14 protein-coding genes are annotated in these 16,150 nt (G+C 72.0%); 8 read left to right on the top strand and 6 right to left on the bottom strand.

Annotated elements, in window-relative coordinates:
- Positions 1-119 precede the first annotated feature (119 nt).
- Positions 120-506 carry a hypothetical protein gene (locus C4K88_RS03505; RefSeq protein ID WP_104120199.1) on the bottom strand — a complete coding sequence of 129 codons (387 nt, stop codon included), beginning with the start codon at positions 504-506 and terminating at the stop codon, positions 120-122.
- Between the two features lie 324 nt (positions 507-830).
- Here C4K88_RS03505 and C4K88_RS03500 point away from each other — a divergent pair, with 324 nt between their 5' ends.
- On the top strand, positions 831-1,970 hold the full coding sequence (locus C4K88_RS03500; protein WP_104120198.1) for a GuaB3 family IMP dehydrogenase-related protein: 1,140 nt from the start codon (positions 831-833) through the stop codon (positions 1,968-1,970).
- A 17-nt stretch (positions 1,971-1,987) separates the two neighbouring features.
- A complete protein-coding gene (locus C4K88_RS03495) occupies positions 1,988-2,479 on the top strand; it encodes a PTS sugar transporter subunit IIA (protein WP_104120197.1) in 492 nt (163 codons plus the stop codon).
- Between the two features lie 61 nt (positions 2,480-2,540).
- Here C4K88_RS03495 and C4K88_RS03490 read toward each other — a convergent pair whose 3' ends face one another.
- On the bottom strand, positions 2,541-4,286 hold the full coding sequence (locus tag C4K88_RS03490; RefSeq protein ID WP_174705201.1) for an ABC transporter ATP-binding protein: 1,746 nt from the start codon (positions 4,284-4,286) through the stop codon (positions 2,541-2,543).
- Positions 4,279-6,000 (bottom strand): ABC transporter transmembrane domain-containing protein, encoded by a 1,722-nt coding sequence (locus tag C4K88_RS03485; RefSeq protein WP_104120324.1) that lies wholly within the window; start codon positions 5,998-6,000, stop codon positions 4,279-4,281. The genes C4K88_RS03490 and C4K88_RS03485 overlap by 8 nt, the downstream gene beginning before the upstream one ends.
- Positions 6,001-6,131: 131 nt before the next feature.
- Here C4K88_RS03485 and C4K88_RS03480 point away from each other — a divergent pair, with 131 nt between their 5' ends.
- The 5 genes from C4K88_RS03480 to C4K88_RS17685 all read left to right on the top strand — a co-directional run bounded on the left by C4K88_RS03480 (position 6,132) and on the right by C4K88_RS17685 (position 13,318).
- Positions 6,132-7,025 (top strand): SURF1 family protein, encoded by an 894-nt coding sequence (locus tag C4K88_RS03480; protein WP_241521679.1) that lies wholly within the window; start codon positions 6,132-6,134, stop codon positions 7,023-7,025.
- On the top strand, positions 7,018-7,506 hold the full coding sequence (locus tag C4K88_RS03475) for a DUF3817 domain-containing protein (protein ID WP_104120196.1): 489 nt from the start codon (positions 7,018-7,020) through the stop codon (positions 7,504-7,506). The genes C4K88_RS03480 and C4K88_RS03475 overlap by 8 nt, the downstream gene beginning before the upstream one ends.
- Before the next feature lie 76 nt (positions 7,507-7,582).
- Entirely contained in the window at positions 7,583-9,169 is a 1,587-nt protein-coding gene (gene guaA, locus C4K88_RS03470) for a glutamine-hydrolyzing GMP synthase (RefSeq protein WP_104120195.1), read from the top strand.
- A 135-nt stretch (positions 9,170-9,304) separates the two neighbouring features.
- Positions 9,305-13,120: a DUF4011 domain-containing protein gene (locus C4K88_RS03465; RefSeq protein WP_241521678.1), complete on the top strand. Its 3,816-nt coding sequence runs from the start codon at positions 9,305-9,307 to the stop codon at positions 13,118-13,120.
- A gap of 21 nt (positions 13,121-13,141) precedes the next feature.
- Complete coding sequence (locus tag C4K88_RS17685; RefSeq protein WP_241521677.1) at positions 13,142-13,318, top strand: hypothetical protein; 177 nt, start codon at positions 13,142-13,144, stop codon at positions 13,316-13,318.
- 50 nt (positions 13,319-13,368) lie between these two features.
- Here C4K88_RS17685 and cpaB read toward each other — a convergent pair whose 3' ends face one another.
- The 3 genes from cpaB to C4K88_RS03450 all read right to left on the bottom strand — a co-directional run bounded on the left by cpaB (position 13,369) and on the right by C4K88_RS03450 (position 15,189).
- Positions 13,369-14,037, bottom strand: a complete 669-nt coding sequence (gene cpaB, locus C4K88_RS03460; RefSeq protein ID WP_104120194.1) for a Flp pilus assembly protein CpaB — start codon at positions 14,035-14,037, stop codon at positions 13,369-13,371.
- 67 nt (positions 14,038-14,104) lie between these two features.
- Positions 14,105-14,428: an FmdB family zinc ribbon protein gene (locus tag C4K88_RS03455; protein WP_104120193.1), complete on the bottom strand. Its 324-nt coding sequence runs from the start codon at positions 14,426-14,428 to the stop codon at positions 14,105-14,107.
- 86 nt (positions 14,429-14,514) lie between these two features.
- Positions 14,515-15,189 carry a 5-formyltetrahydrofolate cyclo-ligase gene (locus C4K88_RS03450; RefSeq protein WP_104120192.1) on the bottom strand — a complete coding sequence of 225 codons (675 nt, stop codon included), beginning with the start codon at positions 15,187-15,189 and terminating at the stop codon, positions 14,515-14,517.
- Between the two features lie 56 nt (positions 15,190-15,245).
- On the opposite strand from C4K88_RS03450, the gene galU reads away from it, so the two are divergent.
- Positions 15,246-16,148 carry a UTP--glucose-1-phosphate uridylyltransferase GalU gene (gene galU, locus C4K88_RS03445; RefSeq protein ID WP_104120191.1) on the top strand — a complete coding sequence of 301 codons (903 nt, stop codon included), beginning with the start codon at positions 15,246-15,248 and terminating at the stop codon, positions 16,146-16,148.
- Positions 16,149-16,150 lie beyond the last annotated feature (2 nt).

The following is a 16,150-nucleotide window of genomic DNA, read 5'->3' as shown; positions in this document are numbered from 1 at the left end:
GTGCCCCTTCCCGGTGCTGCGTTCCACCGGGAAGGGGAACCCGCCGCGGGTCTGTCGCGGCCTGACGCGGTGCCGTGGAGGGACGGTGCGATGCGGTGCCGCCGCCCGACGTCCTGGCCTCACCCCGGAACGTCCTGCGCCTCGGCCTGCTCCTGGTCGTCGTCGTGCTCATCCGGATCTTCCTCATGGCCCAACGACTTCTCCTGCAGGAAGTCGCACAGGGACGCGGCCACCAGGAGTTCCGCAGCGAGGCCGTGCAGTTCCGCGGGGGTGAGCTGGGACTCCTCGCTGCGCGGGCCGAAGGAGATCGACCACCGGGGGTCGCCCAGCGCGACAGGCTGCATGTAGATCTCGGTACCGTCGTTCCTGAGCGGGACGATCACCAGCCCGGTGTCCGCGCCGCCCGTACCGTCCTGCACCGCGACGGAGATGAGCGCACCGCCCTCCCTGGTCGTGCGGAATTCGTCGAGCCAGCTCTCGAGCGTCTTCTTGCTGCGGAACGGCATACTGTCGTCCTTCCTCGATGTTCTCCGCCGTGTCCAGAATAAGGTGCCTGCGTATTCCCGCCCGATCGCTCCGAGGGGCCGCCCTTCGCCCCGGGGGACCGCCCGTCGCGGCGCCGGGCACGTCTGCTGGGGGCCGCCGCGGCGGATGCCCTGACCCGGGGCGGCGTTTCCCCGGGAATGCACCGCTGCCCCGGGTCGGCGGGAGGCACACCGTCGAGCGTGCGCAGCCGGCCCTGCGTGTCCGGCGCAGCGGTCCCGGCCTGGACAGTCCCCACTCGGGGACGCGACACCTGCCGGGAGGGCGTGCTGGGCTAACCTAGAACAGTGACTTATGAGATCGAGATTGGCCGAAGCAAGCGCGGACGCAGGGCATATTCGCTGGACGATGTGGCGGTGGTGCCGTCCCGCCGCACCCGTGATCCGCTCGACGTCTCCGTGAACTGGCAGATCGACGCCTACCAGTTCGAGATGCCGGTCATCGCTGCCCCCATGGATTCCGTGATGTCGCCTGCCACGGCCATCGCGCTGGGACGGCTCGGCGGCCTCGGCGTCCTCAACCTGGAGGGGCTGTGGACCCGCTACGAGGACCCGCAGCCGGTCCTCGACGAGATCGCCGCATTGAGCGCCGAGAACTTCAGCCCGGCCGCCACCCGCCGCATGCAGGAGATCTACGAGGCCCCGATCCAGGCCGACCTCATCACGAGCCGCCTCGCCGAGATCCGCGAGGCCGGCGTGACGGTCGCCGGATCGCTCACCCCGCAGCGCACCCAGCAGTTCTACAAGACGGTCCTCGCGGCCGGCGTGGACATCTTCGTCATCCGCGGCACCACGGTGTCCGCCGAACACGTGTCCAAGAACGAGGAACCGCTCGACCTCAAGAAGTTCATCTACGAACTCGACGTCCCCGTGATCGTGGGCGGTGCGGCCGGCTACACGCCGGCCCTGCACCTGATGCGCACCGGCGCGGCCGGCGTCCTGGTGGGCTTCGGCGGCGGGGCGACGACGACGACGCGCCGGGCGCTCGGCATCCACTCGCCGCTCGCGTCCGCCATCGCCGACGTCGCCGGTGCGCGGCGCGACTACCTCGACGAATCGGGCGGACGCTACGTGCACGTCATCGCGGACGGCGGCATGGGCGCCAGCGGCGACATCGTCAAGGCCATCGCCATGGGAGCCGACGCCGTCATGCTCGGCTCCGCGCTCGCCCGGGCCGAGGAGGCACCCGGCAAGGGGTGGCACTGGGGCCAGGAGGCGCACCACCCGGAACTGCCGCGCGGCGACAGGGTCAACATCGGGACCGTCGGGCCCCTGCAGGAAGTGCTGTGGGGTCCGTCCCACCACACGGACGGCACGTCCAACCTGATCGGGGCCCTGCGGCGCGCGATGGCCACCACCGGGTACTCGGATCTGAAGGAATTCCAGCGGGTGGAAGTAGTCCTCTCGCCGTACGTCTCGGTCGACTGAACACCGAAAGGCACCCTGTGAGCGAGAAGCCGCTCGATCTGCACGACGCCGACCTCACCACCCCCGACCTCGTGATCCTCGAGATGGAGGCGGCCTCCAAGGAGGAGGCCGCCGCCCAGCTCGCCGGTCGGCTGTACGAGGCCGGCCGGATCTCCGACCTCCAGGCCTTCCTCGACCAGGTGAACTCGCGGGAGCACCAGATGGCCACGGGTCTCCCCGGGGGTGTCGGCCTGCCCCACGCGCGCAGCGAGTACGTCAACCAGACCTCGATCGCCGTCGGGGTGACGCGCTTCGGGCACAGCCTCGACTTCGGCGCCGTCGACGGACCGGCCACCCTCGTGCTCCTCATGGCCACGCCCGCGCAGTCCTTCTCGGAGCACCTCGAGGTGCTCGCGACGATCGCCCGGAGCCTGTTCAAGGAGAACTTCCGGGAGTCGCTGCGCCGCGCGCACGACGCCGAGGTGATCGCCGAACTGATCAACTCCTCGCTGGTGTTCTTCGACCACTAGCGCCTGAGGCCATTAGCGGCCGGGACGACCAGCGGCTGAGGCCACTCCGCAGGCAGCTGAGCTACTCGGTCTGCCACGAGTGCCACAGGGCCGCGTAGGCGCCGTCGAGCGCGAGCAGTTCCTGGTGCGAGCCGAGCTCGGCGATCCGGCCGTCCTCGACCACGGCCACGCGGTCGGCGTCGTGCGCGGTGTGCAGCCGGTGCGCGATCGCGACCACGGTCCGTCCCTCGAGGACCGCGTTGAGGGACCGTTCGAGGTCGCGGGCCGCCTGCGGATCGATCAGCGACGTCGCCTCGTCGAGGACCAGCGTGTGCGGATCGGCGAGGACGAGCCGCGCCAGGGCGAGCTCCTGCGCCCGCGCGGGAGTCAGCTCGTACGCCCCCGAGCCCACCTCGGTCTCCACGCCCTCGGGCAGCTGCTTCACCCAGTCGAGCGCCCCGACGCTGCGCAGGGCGTCCTCGATCTCGCCGTCGCCCGCGTCCGCCCGGCCGAGGCGCACGTTGTCGGACACGGAGCCGACGAACACGTGGTGCTCCTGCGTCACGAGCGCCACCTCGCGCCGCAGGTCGTCGAGCGGCCGGTCGACGAGCGGCACGCCGCCCACCGTCACGGAGCCCGTCGTCGGCGGGTGGATCCCGGCGATCAGGCGCCCCAGCGTCGACTTGCCGGCACCCGAGGGGCCGACGACGGCGAGGCGTTCGCGCCGGGCGAGCGTCAGGTCCACGCCGTGCAGCACGTTGTGCCCGGGACGGTAGGCGTAGGTGGCGGACGAGACGACGATGTCCTCGTCCACGGGTTCCGCCGTCGTCGCCTCCCGGTCCGGGGCGACGCCCTTGACGCCGACGATCCGGGCCAGCGAGGCGGCGCCCACCTGGATCTCGTCGGTCCACATGATGAGCAGGTCCACCGGGTCGATGAGCCTCACCGCGAACAGGGCGACGGCGGCCACGGCGCCGGGCGTGACGAGGCCCTGCCCGGAGAGCCAGCCGCCCCACACCAGGACGGCGGCGGCGGGTAGCCAGAACGCGACATCCGCGGCGGGGAACAGGACGGAGCGCAGCCACAGCGTGTAACGCTCCGCCCGGTAGCTCGCGCCGAGGGCGTCGTCGAGGTCCGCGCGGCGCAACCCGCCGAGGCCGAGCGCGTCCACCGTGCGCGCGCCCTCGATGGTCTCGGTGATGGTCCCGTTGACGACGGCGTAGGTCTCGCGTTCGCGCATGTACCCGCCGCCGCTGCGCCGCAGGTACCAGCGCGTGACGGGCCAGAGCAGCGGCAGCCCCACGAGGAGGGCCAGGGACAGGACCGGGGAGACGACGACGGCTGCGCCGAGCGTCAGGACGATGGTCACCACGGAGACGACGACCTGCGGCACGCCGAAGCGGACCGTGTGGGACACCGCGTCGATGTCGTTGGTCGTGCGGGCCACGAGGTCCCCGGTGCCGGCCGTCTCCACCGTGGAGAGGGGCAGTGCCGTGACGTCCGCCATGAAGTCCTCACGCAGCTCGGCGAACACGCGCTCGCCGAACACCATGCCGGACCGGACCGCGTACCGGCGCAGGAGCGACTGCACCGCGAGGAACCCGAGCATCCCGAGGGACACGGACGCGACGACCCCGGGCGTCGTGCCCGCGGCGACGGCGTCGATGAGGACGCCGAGCAGCAGGGGACCGGCGAGCCCCGCGACGGCCGACCCGATGTACAGGGCGATCACCGCTCCGAGGGCCCGCCGGTGGTGGCGGATCAGACGGACGGCTTCGTCGCGGACGGTTCTCGCCGCGGCGACGGGCAGCGTGGCCGTGCTACTCACTGCGGATCACCACATCTCGGTAGGCGGGGGTGCTGGTCATGAGGTCCTGGTGGCTGCCCTGCGCGGCGACGCGGCCGTCCTCGAGGAAGACCACGCGGTCCACGGCCCGCAGCACGAGCGGGCTCGCGGTGACGACGACGGTCGTCCGGCCGTCCCGCCGCCGTGCCGCGGCCAGCCGGGACGCGATGCGCTGCTCGGTGTGCGCGTCGACGGCGCTCGTCGGTTCCACCAGGACGAGGTTCTCGGCGTCGGTCAGATAGGCGCGGGCCAGGACGAGGCGCTGCCGCTGTCCTCCCGAGAAGCCGCGGCCCCGTTCGGTCACGGCGTGATCGAGGCCGCCGTCGAGCCCGTCCAGGATGTCGAGGGCGCTGGCGGCCTCGAGGGCCGCGAGGATCGTGCCGTCGTCGTGCCTGCCGTGGGGATCGAGCTGTCGGCGCAGCGGTCCGCTGAAGAGCTGGGGGCTCGCCTCGCTGACGACGATGCGCTCGCGGACGGCGGCCAGCGGCACATGCCGCAGGTCGGCCGGGCCCCACCGGACCGTCGCCTCCTCGAGGACGGCGTCCTCGAAGCGCCCGAGGCGCGTGACGGCATCCGTCGCCTCGGCGGGGTCCTTCGAGACGACCGCGGTGAGCAGGCCGGGTTCGACGACGACCCCGGAGCGTCCGTCGACGAGGGCGGAGCCCGACGGCGGGGCGGGGACCGGCGTCGTGCTGTCGGCGACATAGGGGTCGACCGCCAGCACGGCGAGGATCTTCCGGGCGCCCACGTGGGCGCGGATGAAGCGCGCCACGGAGTCGGCCGCGGCCCGGATCGGCGTCATGAGGAAGATCGAGAAGCCGTACAGCGCCACGAGCTCGCCGGGCGTGATGTCCCCCGCCAGGACCAGGGACGCCCCGACCCACGTGAAGACCACGCTGAAGGTGCCCGCGACGAAGACCTGCGACGCCTCGAGGTCGGCGAGGGAGTGCGCGACGCGGATGCCCGAGTCGCGGGTCTCCGCGGAGCGGGCCCGGTACCGGTCCACGAAGATGTGCTCGCCGCCGATGCCGCGCAGTACGCGCAGGCCGGCCACGGTGTCCGCGCCGACCGCCGTCATCCTGCCGGAGGCCTCGCGCTGCTCGCGCTGCCGTGCCTGCAGGGGCCGCACCACGAACAGGAGCAGTCCGCAGCACACGGGGACGCCCGTGAGCACCACGACGCCGAGCACGGGCGAGGTCTGCCAGATCAGGGCGGTCACGACGAGCCAGGCCGCGGCGGCGCCGACGAGACGCGTGAGGACCTCGTAGACCTCCCCGAGGCGGAAGGCGTCGGAGGCCGCCGTCGAGACGACCTCCCCGGTGGACAGCGCCGAGGGCAGCGCCTCGCCGGTCCTGCTGATGGTGTGGCCCACGAGACGTACGGAGCGGAACGCAGCCTGCATCCAGCTGCTCACACCGGCGCGGTGCGTCGCGGTGTCGGAGACCGCCTGGACCACCATCAGGCCGAGCAGGATCCCTGCCCATGCGAGGAGCGCCGGGTAGTCCGCGCCGATGACGCCGTCGTCGATGGCCCGGCCGAGGACGAAGGGCATGACGGCCTGCGAGGCCATCCAGACGGTGCCGAGCAGGATTCCGGCGGCCAGGGTCGCCTTCTGCTGGCCGGCGATCCACAGCAGGTAGCGCGCAGGCGAGCGCACGTCCGGGGGGCCGGAGAGGGAATAGGGGTAGGAGCGCACGAGGACCAAGCGTAGACCGGATCCGCACTCAGTGATAGAGGTTTCCCAATCAGTTTTTCCCGCCCTGCCCCGACGCCGTCCGGTGCGGCCGTCATTCGTTGTTCTACAGAGTCACGAAGTACCGTTAAGGGGTGTTGAAGACCGCGCTCAAGCCTCGATGGATCCTTCTGCTGATCCTCGCGATGGCGATCGCCTCGGTCTTCGTGCTCCTCAGCCAGTGGCAGTTCGACTCCTCCCGGCAGGCCCCGCCGCCCGCACCTAGCTCCACGGAGGAGGTCCGGCCCCTGACCGACGTCCTCCAGCCCCTCACGCCCCTGTACGCCACCGGCGCCGACCAGATGGTCTCCTTCGACGGCGCGTTCCTCCCGGACACCCGCACCCTCGTCCAGGACCGCCTGCGCGACGGCGAGGACGGCTTCTGGGTGATCCAGGGCTTCGCCGTCGACGGCGCGGCGACGCCCGGGGGCGAGCCCGCGCAGGGCGCTGTCCTCCCGATCGTGCTCGGCTGGGTAGCCGCGGCCGACGACGCCGCCTCCCTGCCCGAACAGCAGGGCCGGGCCGCCGTCGTCGGACGCCTCCTGCCGCCCGAAGCGCCTGTGGTGCAGCGGCCCGTCGAGGGCCAGGTCCCCTCACTGGCCACGGCCGAACTGGCCAACCGGTGGGACGTGCGCGCCTACGCCGCCTTCGTCGTCGCGACGACGGTGACCGCCGGGGGAACGGACGTGCCCTTCGCCGCCGGGATGGAACCGGTGGTCGTCGGACCGCAGCCGCAGGAGACACCGATCAACTGGCTCAACATCTTCTACGCGATCGAGTGGTTCGTCTTCGCCGGCTTCGCGTTCTTCCTGTGGTGGCGCCTCGTCGCCGACGACCACCGCCGCACGCTCGAGGACGCGGAGGACGCCGCCCTGGCGACAGGCGACTACCCGGCCTCCGGCACCCGGTCCGAGGCAGGGCCCGCAGCGCACTCCGCAGCACACTCCGAGATGACACCCGAGACCGAAGGCGGAACACACCGTGACTGAACCAGCGCTCGACCCGACCACCGGATCGGGCCGCCGGCCCGCGACGGGCACCCCGCGGCGGCGGTTCGGCGGCACGCACGCGCAGATCCGGTCCGCGCTCACGTTCTACAAGGTCCTCGCCTACGCGACGGGCGTCATGCTCCTGCTCGTCGTGGTGGAGATGGTCGCCAAGTACGGCTTCGGGACGGAGATCGTCGCCGGGGGCGGCGCGCCCCTGCAGTTCCTGCCGGAGGCCGTCGCGGCGACGGCCGGAGGGCTGAACCTCTCGACCACCGTCCTGATCGTCCACGGCTGGCTGTACGTGGTGTACCTCATCGCGGACTTCCGCCTCTGGCAGCTCATGCGCTGGCCCTTCGGCCGGTTCGTCCTCATCGCCCTCGGCGGCGTGGTGCCGCTGCTGTCCTTCGTCGTCGAGAAGCGGGTCCACCGCCAGGCGGAGGAGGACCTGGCCGCGCACCCCGAGGCCGCCCCCCGCTACTGAGCGCCCTTCCGGCCGAGCAACTTCACAGAGGCCCCCTGATGCGGCCCGGGCAGGGCGCGCAGACTATTGTTGACGGGTGACTATCCCCGAGAACGGCTCCGAACACCGACCTGTCCTCGTCGTCGACTACGGCGCGCAGTACGCCCAGCTGATCGCGCGCCGCGTCCGCGAGGCCGACGTCTACTCCGAGATCGTGCCCCACACCCTGAGCACGCAGGAGATCCTCGCGAAGAACCCCGCGGCGATCATCCTCTCCGGTGGGCCCTCGAGCGTCTACGCCGAGGGTGCACCCCGTGTGGAGGCCGACCTCTTCGAGGCCGGCGTGCCGGTTCTCGGCATCTGCTACGGCTTCCAGGCCATGGCGAACGTCCTCGGCGGCACCGTCGCGAAGACGGGCCTGCGGGAGTACGGCTCCACGGACGTCCGCTCCGACGGTGGGGCCCGCTCCATTCTCAGCGGCACCCCTGAACACCAGAACGCGTGGATGAGCCACGGGGACAGCGTGCAGTCCGCTCCCGAGGGCTTCGAGGTCCTCGCGAGCACCGCCGGCGCGCCCGTCGCTGCGTTCGCGAACGAGGAGAAGGGCCTCTACGGCGTGCAGTGGCACCCCGAGGTCAAGCACTCCCAGCACGGCCAGGCCGTCATCGAGAACTTCCTCTTCCGGGGTGCGCGGCTGGCCCCGAACTGGACCACCGGCAACATCCTCGAGGAGCAGGTGCAGCGCATCCGCGAGCAGGTCGGCGACGCCCGCGTGATCTGCGGACTGTCCGGCGGGGTGGACTCCGCCGTGGCCGCCGCACTCGTGCAGCGCGCCGTGGGAGATCAGCTCACCTGCGTGTTCGTCGACCACGGACTGCTGCGCGAGGGCGAGGCGGAGCAGGTGGAGCGCGACTTCGTCGCGGCGACCGGCGTCAGGCTGTACGTCGCGAACGAGCAGCGCCGGTTCCTCGACGCCCTCGCCGGCGTCTCCGACCCCGAGACCAAGCGCAAGATCATCGGCCGCGAGTTCATCCGCGCCTTCGAGGAGGCCGAACGGGCCATCATCAGCGAGGCGGCGGCCGACGGCGAGTCCATCCGCTTCCTCGTGCAGGGCACGCTCTACCCCGACGTCGTCGAATCCGGCGGCGGCGAGGGCGCCTCGAACATCAAGAGCCACCACAACGTGGGCGGCCTGCCGGAGGACCTGCAGTTCGAACTCGTCGAACCCCTGCGGGCCCTCTTCAAGGACGAGGTGCGCGCCGTCGGCGCCCAGCTCGGCCTGCCGGCGGAGATCGTGGGACGCCAGCCGTTCCCGGGCCCGGGCCTGGGCATCCGGATCGTCGGGGAGGTCACGGAGGAGCGGCTCGCGCTGCTGCGCACGGCGGACGCGATCGCGCGCGCCGAACTCACGGCGGCCGGACTCGACAACGAGGTCTGGCAGATGCCCGTGGTGCTGCTCGCGGACGTCCGCAGCGTCGGCGTGCAGGGGGACGGCCGCACCTACGGCCATCCGATCGTCCTGCGTCCGGTCTCGAGCGAGGACGCCATGACCGCGGACTGGTCCCGCTTGCCGTACGATCTGCTGGCACGCATCTCGAACCGGATCACCAACGAGGTGGACGGCGTCAACCGCGTGGTGCTCGACGTGACGAGCAAGCCGCCGGGAACCATCGAATGGGAGTAGGCGGGCCCCGGGGGAGGGATACACCCACCCTGGCCCGCGTTGCTATCCGACGGGCGCGAGCGCTTTTCGGATAACTTGGAGGACATGCCCATCTGGTCGAAATCAGCACGTGACAATGCAGGGAAGAAGGCGGTCGTGCCGGAGCAGGACCAGCATGATGCGGCGGGAGTGCCGGCGGATCAGCCGCAGGAGGGCACGCCCGACACAGCGTCGGAGCAACAGCCGACGCCGGCGCCCGAGGGCCCGGCCGCCGGAGACTTCCTCGAGCCCTGGCTCGACGGACTCGGGTCGCAGGCCAGTGGGGACACGCTGCTCCACTTCCGTCCGTCCGCCGGCACCAGCATCGACCTGACCCACGCGCACCCCTCGGGCCTCGCCCAGCTCCTCGCGGGACGCCGGACAAGGCTGTCCACCCTCCTCCGCGATCCGGTGCAGTACAGCGCGGCCAAGGCGGCAGCCCGCGCCCTCCGCGCGAAGATCTTCGAACTCGGGACCGAACGCGGGATCGACGTCGGCTACCTGGCCGCCGGGACGGCGTCGTGGCGTTCCGTGGACGACACCGGGCGGTCGCAGACCCTCAACGCCCCGGTCCTCCTGACCGCCGTGTCCCTGACGGTCCACGCCTCGCAGGACGACTACGAGCTCCAGATCACCGAGCAGGCGCACATGAACCCCGCGCTGGTCCGCCACCTCCGGGACCAGCAGGGCCTCACGCTGGACCCGGCGGCCATCGCGCGCCTGGCCTACGGGACCGCCCGGTTCGACCCGCATCCCGTCCTCGAGCGCATGCGCGTGCTCAGCGACGGCGTGCGCGGCATGTCGATCGAGCACCGGATCCTCGTGTCGACCTTCGCGGACCTGGCCGGGGTGAAGGGCGACCGCGCCCTGCACCCCGAGCACCCCGTCCTGGCGGCGCTCCTGGCGTCGGCGCGCGGCGACGAGGGGGCAGCCGCGTCCCTGGCGACGGCGGACGACGGGCTCTCCTTCCCGGCCCCCGACGAGCGAGACCCCCAGGACGAGCTCCTGATCCTCGACGCGGACCGCGCCCAGCAGGAGGTCCTCGACCTCGCATCCGCCGGCGTGAGCGTCGTTGTCGCCTCCCCGCCCGGGACGGGCCAGACGCAGACGGCGCTCAACCTCGCGGTCAGGTCCGCGGCCGCAGGCAGCCGCGTGGTCCTCGCCGCCGAACGCCGGGGCACGCTCAACGAATTCGTCCAGGACCTCGACGGCCTGAACCTCGGCTCCCTCGTGCTCCAGCTCGGCAGCCAGACCGGTCCCGCCCAGCTGCGGGACGCCGTGATCCGGGCCCTGGTGCGGAACGAGAAGGCCACCGAGCCGTCGCTCGAGACCCTGCACTCCACGCTCACCGAGCGACGGCACCAGCTGGTCGAGCACGTCCGCAGCCTGCACAACGTCCGGAGCCGGTGGGGGTGCTCGCCCTACCAGGCGATGCAGTCCCTGGCCGGACTCACCGCGCTCGACCCGGCGCCCTCGACCACGGTGCGCCTCAAGCGCAGCGTCCTCGATTCCATCGCCGACCGCAGGGAGCTCACCGAGCGGCTCCGGCGGGCCGCCGAACTGGGCAGCTTCAGCAAGGCCTCGACCGAGAGCCCCTGGTACGGCGCGCAGCTGCTCAACCGCAAGGAGACCGAACACGCGCACGCCGTCGCCGAGGAGCTCGCCACCGGGATCCCCGCGCTGCGCGGTGAGGTGCAGCGCGTCGCGGAGCACTCGCACATCACCCTCGGCGAGAGCTTCAGGGAGTGGGGCGAGCAGCTCGAGCTCCTCCTCACCGTGCGGGGCAGCCTCGACAAGTTCACGCCCGACATCTTCGACCGCCCGGTGACGGACCTGATCTCGGCCACGGCGCCGTCCGCGTGGCGCAAGGACCGCGGCATCGAGATGAGCTCGATGACCCGCTCCCGGCTGCGACGCGTGGCCAAGGAGTACATCCGGCCCGGCGTCCACATCTCCGACCTCCACAGCTCGCTGCTCGAGGTACAGCAGCAGCGCACCCAGTGGACCCGCTACGCCCTCACCGAGCGCCACCCCTCCGTGCCGACCGGGCTGGCCGAGATCCACGCGTCCTACCGTGCCGTCGAGGGGCGCCTCGCCGAGCTCACCGCCACCCTCCGGCCCACGGCGGAGCACCCGGACCTCGCCGGGCTGCCCCTGGACGGCCTCGAGGTCCTGCTGCGTGACCTCGCCGCGGACAGGGACACCCTGGAGACCCTGCCCGAGCGCACACTGCTCCTCGACGAGATGCGTGAGCAGGGCCTCGCGGACCTGCTCACCGACCTCGCAGCCCGGGAGGTGCCCGCCGATCGCGTGGGAACCGAACTCGAGCTCGCCTGGTGGCAGTCCGCGCTGGAGGCCATGATCAGCGGGGACGACTACCTCGCGATGTCGGACGGCGCAAGCCTGCGCACGCTCGAGGCGGAGTACCGGCTCGCGGACAACGCGCACATCGCGTCGGGACCCGCCCGGGTCCGCTGGATCCTCGCGGAGCGCTGGCGGGAAGCGGTCGAGAACCACCCCCAGGATGCCGCGCGACTGCGCCAGGAGCTGAAGGACGGCACCCTGACCCTCGAGGTCTTCGCTGCCCTCCATCGCGACCTCGTGGGCGCACTGCTGCCCGTCTGGGCCGTGAGCCCGCTGACCATCAGGGGCGCCGTTCCCGAGGGCTACCGGTTCGACACCGCAGTTCTCCTCGACGGCGAATCGATGTCCCTGCAGAGCGCGGTACCGTGCGTGGCGCGTGCCTCGCAGACCGTGATCTTCGGCGACGACCGCCTGGCCGCGCCCACCCGGTTCAGCATCGAGGTGCAGTCCGCCGACCGTGCCTCCACCCTCGAGCCCCTGCCCAGCGCCTTCGACGCGCTGCGGTCGGTTTTGCCCGTTCGCGGGCTCACCGAGGTGTACCGCGGCGTGGACCGCGGACTGGGCGCCTATCTCAGCGAATCGTTCTACGACGGGAAGCTCACCCGCCTGCCGCAGGCCTCCGAGGTCACGGGGGCCGGTCGCGGACTCGTGGTCGAATACCTGCCGAACGGCACGGGGATGCCGAGCTCCGAGCACGACGGCGTGGAGAGCGTCGACGTCGAGGTCAAGCGCGTCGTCGACCTCGTCTTCGAGCACATCCGGCACCGCCCGCGCTCTTCCCTGGCCGTCGTCACCGCCAGTACCCGGCACGCCGCCCGGGTGGGCGAGGCCATCCGCTTGCAGATGGCCGAGTTCCCCTGGGCCGCCGGGTTCTTCACGCCAGGCCGGGAGTCCTTCCGGGTCGTCCCGGTGGAGCGCGCCGGGGGCCTGGTCCGCGACGACATCATCTTCTCGCTCGGCTACGGCCGGACCCCCCACGGGCGTGCCCTGCACTCCTTCGGTCCGCTGTCCGGTCCCGACGGTCGCCGCAACTTCGTGCTGGCGATGACGCGCGCCCGCCGGCTCCAGCACGTGCTGACCTGCTTCGAGCCCTCCGACCTCGACCCGGACCGCCTCACCGCCGGCGCCCTGGACTTCTTCGAACTGCTCCAGCGCGAACTCGGCGGCAGCGCCGGCCGGAGTCGGCCGGTGCCCGGGAGCAACGAGGACCCGCTCGTGGCGGACCTCGTGGACCGGTTGCGGCACCGCGGCGCCGAGGTGTGGGACCACTACGCGGGCGTCCTCGACATCGTCGCGGTCCGGCCCGCCGATCTCCGCGCCGACGGGACCGCAGCCGCGGCCCAGGACGAACGGCCGGCCCCGCTGGCCATCGAATCGGACGGCACCGCCCGCTACAGGTCGATGTCGGTACGGGAGCGCAGCAGGCTCAGGCCGCAGATCCTCGAACGCATGGGGTGGCGCTACATGCCGCTGTGGACCATAGAGGTCTTCACGGACCCGGACGGCTGCGCCGAGCGCGCGTCGGCGGTCATCGGACTGCCGACCCGCGAGCCCGCGGACCAGCCCTGACCCCGGAAGGACGTCCAGACGATGAGCCAGAGCGACGAGCACCCGGTCGGCGGCCGCACCGGCGCCGTTAATTCCCCGAAGGACCCGGTGCCGGCCGTCCCCACGACCGCGGGGGAGGACGACCCGCGGTCGTGGGGCGATACTCCCGACGATCACGACGCCTGGCTTCGGGAGCAGCGTCCCCCGCACTGGGGCTGAGCATCGCGACCGACGGCAGGGAAGGACCGCCTGGGAGCGCCCGCCGGTCCTCATGAGCCGCTCGTGAGGACCAGGTGCACGTCGCCGGCGCTGGACGCCCCGGCAAGCGCCGCGGCGTCCTCCGGGCCCGCCGCGACGACGACGAGACCGTCGTCGTCCCCGGCGCCCGGCCAGGTCCCGCCGCCGGCATCCGGTGCGGTCCACAGGACGGCGACCGACCGCGCGAGGACCGTCGCGTCGCCGGGGACGTCGTAGCCGTCGCCGGCGCTGAGGATCACGTCCACGCGCTGTCCGGGGGTGAGCAGCTGGACGGTCGCGGGATCGGCCGGCCGGAGCGGGACCGCGACGGTGCCGTGCTCCATCCCGGTCAGCAGGCCGTCACCGACGAACGCGGTCGCGGAGAACGGGAAGCCCTCCGGCAGGGGAGTCGCCAGCTGCCGGCCCACCACCTCATCGACGCGGCGGAGAGTGCCGGCCGCGACGGCCTGGTCGGGGACCCTGACGACCGACACGTCGGCCTGCGTCAGGACGGTCCCGACAGCGAGGTCGTGGGCTGCGCTGACGACCGCCGTCGTCGGGTGGTCCTCGACGATCGCCTCGACGGCGACGCCCGCGGCAGCACACAGGAACAGGCAGGCCAGGAGCCTCCTTCGGCGGTGCACCGTCCTGTGGAGGCGGCGGCGGAGCGGGGCGCCCGGGGGGCGGCGTACGGTCTGCATGGACCGACGCTAGGCGTGGGCGTGCCGCCCGCGAGCCGGTGCCGCTGCTATGTGCACATCCGCGGAGTCAGGACGCGGCGCGGTCGGCCCCGGAGGCGGCCGGAGCCACGGACGTAGACGCCGACGTGCCCTTCGACGCACCGGCGCCGGACGTCTCCGAGGATGCCGGCGACGAGGACGCAGTGGTGGATTTCGCATCCGTGCTCGACGTCGTCGCGCGGGAGTCGTTGCGGTAGAAACCCGAGCCCTTGAACACCACACCCACACTGTTGAACTTCTTCCGCAGCGCGCCGTCGCACACGGGGCAGACGGTCAGGGAGTCGTCGGAGAAGGACTGCTGGATGTCGAAGGTGTGGCCGCAGTCCTTGCAGGCATAGGCGTACATGGGCATGGAGATCCTCCTGGACAGGCTTCGTGGTCCCCGATCGGCACGCTTCCAGCACCAGCTGTTGGCACTCTCCGGGGTCGAGTGCCAGTCTACACGGGCGGCCCGAGTGACCCGACCTCCAGGAGCCCGTCCGCGGTGAAGACGCCCGGGAGGGGCTGGTCGCAGGGCTCGGTCGGGACGTCCCCCGCGGGCAGGAGCTCGGACCGGTAGACGACGCCGAGCCGGGGAACGGCGTCGGCGTGACCGAGCGGATGGCGGGCGAGGAAGCGGTCGTAGTACCCGCCACCCTGGCCGATCCGGTGACCGGCGCGGTCCACGGCGAGAGCGGGGACGAGGATGAGGGCGACGTCGGGCAGGTCCTCGAACGCCAGCCGCGGGCCGGTGGGTTCCAGGACCGGGGCCCGCACGGAGCGCTGGAGCGGGACCCCGGGGGCCCAGGCGGTCCAGGACAGCTGGTATCCGGGCTCGCACACGGGGACGGCCACCCCGTAGCCGAGGCGGTGCAGTTCCTCGAGCAGGGGGGCGGTGTCCGGTTCCGGGTCGACGCCGAGGTAGGCGGCGATGGTGGGGCGGGGCGCCGTGTCCGCGGGCAGGACGGCGGTCCTCCCGAGGTGGTCCGTCACGGCCCGGGCGAGTGCCGCCGACTGGTCCTGCCGGTCCGCCGGGGCGAGGGCCGCGCGGGCCTGGCGGAGGGAGCGGCGCAGCCGGGCCTTGTCGGCACCGACCTCGGCAGGGGGCTTACTAGCACGGGGAGAAGGACTCATCCGACCATTGTGCCGAGTGCCCGGCAAAAGGGGGGCCGTTCTGTAGTGTGGATCCCATGACTTTGCGATCACGTGTGACTAAGGCCGTCATCCCCGCGGCCGGGCTGGGAACCCGTTTTCTTCCCGCGACCAAGGCGATGCCCAAGGAGATGCTCCCCGTCGTCGACAAGCCCGCCATCCAGTACGTGGTGCAGGAGGCCGTGGACGCCGGGCTGTCCGATGTCCTGATGATCACCGGGCGCAACAAGCGTGCCCTCGAGGACCACTTCGACCGCGTCCCCTTCATCGAGCAGACCCTTGAGGACAAGGGCGACCACGACAAGCTCGCCGCCGTCCGTCGCCCCTCGGAACTCGGGGACATCCACTACCTCCGCCAGGGCGACCCCAAGGGCCTCGGCCACGCCGTGCTGCGCGCCAGGCTGCACGTCAACAACGAGCCGTTCGCCGTCCTGCTCGGCGACGACCTGATCGACGAGCGCGACCCCCTGCTGGAGACCATGATCGAGGTGCAGGCGAAGACCGGCGGGTCCGTCATCGCCCTGATCGAGGTGGACCCCCAGCAGATCAGCGCCTATGGCTGCGCGGACATCACCGAGATCGACGGCGAGGGCCACGTGCGCGTGAACGAGCTCGTCGAGAAGCCGGCCGTCGAGGACGCGCCCTCCAACCTCGCCGTGATCGGCCGCTACGTCCTGCACCCCCGCGTGTTCGACGTCCTCGAGACCACCGCGCCGGGCCGCGGCGGCGAGATCCAGCTGACCGACGCCCTGCAGACCCTCGCGGGCGCCGACGGCGAAGGGTCCGGCGTGTACGGTGTCGTCTTCCGTGGCCGCCGCTACGACACGGGCGACAAGCTCAGCTACCTGAAGGCCGTGGTCACGCTCGCCTCGGAGCGCGAGGACCTCGGCCCGGACCTCCGTGCCTGGATCAAGGACTTCAGCAAGAACATCCCGGAGTAGTC

Source organism: Arthrobacter pityocampae (assembly GCF_002927275.1).
GTDB lineage: Bacteria > Actinomycetota > Actinomycetes > Actinomycetales > Micrococcaceae > Arthrobacter_D > Arthrobacter_D pityocampae.
This window is presented reverse-complemented; position numbering and strand designations above follow the sequence as displayed.

Bases quoted from the DNA above. Each gene is read 5' to 3' on its own strand.
- galU (WP_104120191.1), top strand. From the start codon at position 15,246: ATGACTTTGCGATCACGTGTGACTAAGGCCGTCATCCCCGCGGCCGGG.
- C4K88_RS17685 (WP_241521677.1), top strand. From the start codon at position 13,142: ATGAGCCAGAGCGACGAGCACCCGGTCGGCGGCCGCACCGGCGCCGTT.
- C4K88_RS03450 (WP_104120192.1), bottom strand. From the start codon at position 15,189: ATGAGTCCTTCTCCCCGTGCTAGTAAGCCCCCTGCCGAGGTCGGTGCC.
- cpaB (WP_104120194.1), bottom strand. From the start codon at position 14,037: ATGCAGACCGTACGCCGCCCCCCGGGCGCCCCGCTCCGCCGCCGCCTC.
- C4K88_RS03455 (WP_104120193.1), bottom strand. From the start codon at position 14,428: ATGCCCATGTACGCCTATGCCTGCAAGGACTGCGGCCACACCTTCGAC.
- C4K88_RS03505 (WP_104120199.1), bottom strand. From the start codon at position 506: ATGCCGTTCCGCAGCAAGAAGACGCTCGAGAGCTGGCTCGACGAATTC.